This window comes from Acetatifactor sp. (assembly GCF_982438285.1).
In genome coordinates, this window is the sequence record NZ_CEWDFQ010000390.1 from 1 (window position 1) to 2,679 (window position 2,679).

Annotated in this window: 3 protein-coding genes; all 3 read left to right on the plus strand. The window is 50.3% G+C overall.

Going from position 1 to position 2,679, the window contains the following annotated elements:
• On the plus strand, nt 1-895 hold an 895-nt coding region (gene der / locus AC1WIP_RS14335; RefSeq protein ID WP_481142466.1), incomplete at its 5' end, for a ribosome biogenesis GTPase Der.
• A 2-nt stretch (nt 896-897) separates the two neighbouring features.
• Complete coding sequence (gene plsY, locus AC1WIP_RS14340) at nt 898-1,566, plus strand: glycerol-3-phosphate 1-O-acyltransferase PlsY (RefSeq protein WP_481142467.1); 669 nt, start codon at nt 898-900, stop codon at nt 1,564-1,566.
• A gap of 34 nt (nt 1,567-1,600) precedes the next feature.
• Nucleotides 1,601-2,614 (plus strand): NAD(P)H-dependent glycerol-3-phosphate dehydrogenase, encoded by a 1,014-nt coding sequence (locus AC1WIP_RS14345; RefSeq protein ID WP_481142468.1) that lies wholly within the window; start codon nt 1,601-1,603, stop codon nt 2,612-2,614.
• Nucleotides 2,615-2,679 lie beyond the last annotated feature (65 nt).

A 2,679-nucleotide genomic window follows, 5' to 3' on the forward strand; every position in this document is an offset into this window, starting at 1 on the left:
TCCTATTTCTGCCATAAACCGTATGGGGCTCGGGGACATGCTGGAAGAAGTGACAGCTCTGTTTGGGGAAGCTGGAGAAGAAGAGGAAGAGGACGACAGCGTCCGGGTTGCTATCGTGGGAAAACCAAATGTAGGCAAATCCTCTATTATCAACAAAATTCTTGGGGAGGACAGGCTGATCGTATCGGATATAGCGGGTACGACCAGGGATGCGGTGGACACGCCCCTTACCCGGAACGGGAAAAACTACATTTTTATTGATACGGCGGGGCTGCGCCGGAAAAATAAAGTGAAGGAGGAATTGGAGCGCTATATGATCGTCCGCACGGTGGCTGCCGTGGAACGGGCGGAGGTTGTAGTGCTTGTAATTGATGCCGGAGAGGGTGTTACGGAACAGGACGCCAAGATTGCGGGCATTGCCCATGACAGAGGAAAGGCGGTAATCATTGCTGTAAATAAATGGGATTCCATTGAAAAGGATGATAAAACCATTTACCGTTTTACGGAAAGAATAAGAAACGTGCTGTCCTTTATGTCCTATGCTGAAATTGTCTTTATTTCCGCAAAGACAGGGCAAAGACTGCCGAAGCTCTTTGAGACCATAGATATGGTCAGCGAAAACCATGCCATGCGTGTGGCTACCGGTGTGCTAAACGAGATCATGTCGGAGGCTGTGGCAATGCAGCAGCCTCCGTCGGACAAGGGGAAGAGACTGCGGCTTTATTATATTACCCAGGCTTCCGTAAAGCCTCCAACCTTTGTGATTTTTGTGAACGACAAGGAGCTGATGCACTTTTCCTACACCAGATATATTGAAAACCAGATCAGGGAGACCTTCGGCTTTCGGGGGACGCCCATGCGGTTCATTATAAGAGAACGAAAGGAAAACAAGTGATCATGGAACGAGTAATCTGTTTGCTGATTGGTTATGTGTTTGGGTTGTTTCAGACGGCATTTTTTTACGGAAAGGCTCATGGGATCGACATCCGTCAGTACGGAAGCGGCAATTCTGGTACTACAAATGCCTTGCGGGTGCTTGGCACCAAGGCCGGGCTCATCGTTTTTGCCGGGGACTGTCTCAAATGTGTGGCGGCGGTAGTGATCGTGCGTCTGCTGTATGGCACGGCCCATCCGGACATTATCTATCTTCTCTGTCTCTATGCGGGAGCGGGAGCCATTCTGGGGCACAATTTTCCCTTTTACATGGGATTTAAGGGAGGGAAAGGAATCGCCGCCACGGCGGGGATGATTCTGGCCTTTCATCCCTATTTTATCGTGGTGGCTGCCCTGTTGTTTTTCGGCACCTTTTTTTCCACCCACTATGTGTCTTTGGGGTCACTGCTGGTTTACGCAGGATTTATGATAGAAATGATCGTCTGCGGACAGCTTGGAGTTTTTGGCTCTATGAGCCAGGGGCGGCTTCTGGAAATGTATGCAGTGGCTGCGTTTCTGACGGTTATGGCATACTGGAAGCACAGGCAGAACATTGTGCGGCTGCTTCACAAAGAAGAGAGAAAGACTTATCTTTTTAAGAAGAATAAGATTGATGTGGAAAAAAAGAATTGAGAGCGGATTAAAAAAGCCGCAGAAAAGAGGGCGTATGGCAAAGATCAGTATAATCGGCGGAGGAAGCTGGGGCATTGCATTGTCTGTCCTGCTGCACAACAACGGACACCAGGTTACGGTTTGGTCCGCAGTGGAAAGCGAGATCGCCATGCTTCAAAAGGAGCATGAGCACAAAATGCTTCCAGGAGTGAAGCTGCCGGAGGATATGAGGTTTACCACGGATGATAAAGAGGCTGTAGAAGGAAAGGATCTTTTGGTGATGGCCGTAGCCAGCTCCTATACTAGAACCACGGCGCATCGGTTAAGCGCCCTTGTGGGAAACAGACAAAAGATCGTAAATGTGGCAAAGGGCATTGAGGAGCACACGCTGATGACCCTTTCGGAAATCATAGAGGAGGAAATTCCGCAGGCGGACGTGGCGGTGATGTCCGGTCCCTCCCATGCCGAGGAGGTAGGGCGCGGCATTCCCACTACCATTGTGGTGGGTGCCAAGAGTAAAAAGACGGCGGAGTACATACAGAATTTGTTTATGAACGAGGTGTTCCGTGTGTATATCAGCCCCGATATGCTGGGAATGGAGCTGGGAGGAGCGCTGAAAAATGTGGTGGCTCTGGCTGCCGGAATTGCGGACGGACTGGGATATGGAGACAATACAAAGGCTGCGCTGATCACCAGGGGAATCACGGAGATTGCCAGACTGGGCACTGCTATGGGAGGAAAATTTGAAACCTTCTGCGGGCTTACGGGAATCGGCGATCTGATCGTGACCTGCGCCAGCATGCACTCCCGAAACCGCCGGGCAGGAATCCTCATCGGACAGGGCCATACCATGGAAGAGGCCATGGCAGAGGTGAAAATGGTGGTGGAGGGGGTGTACTCCGCCAAGGCAGCCATGGAGCTTGCGGCAAAGTATCAGGTACAGCTTCCCATTATCGAACAGGTAAACGCCGTTTTGTTTGAGGGGAAAAAGGCAGATCAGGCGGTGAGGGATTTGATGCTGCGGGATAAGAAAATAGAGGTTTCAGATACTGCGTGGGAGTGGGAATAGCATACAGGAGCGGAATTTGTAAAAAGTATATGTGTATAAGAGGAAAGAGGCGTGTTATATATAAT

Excerpts from the sequence above, each read along its gene's own strand:
- AC1WIP_RS14345 (WP_481142468.1), top strand. The coding sequence starts at position 1,601 with ATGGCAAAGATCAGTATAATCGGCGGAGGAAGCTGGGGCATTGCATTG.
- plsY (WP_481142467.1), top strand. The coding sequence starts at position 898 with ATGGAACGAGTAATCTGTTTGCTGATTGGTTATGTGTTTGGGTTGTTT.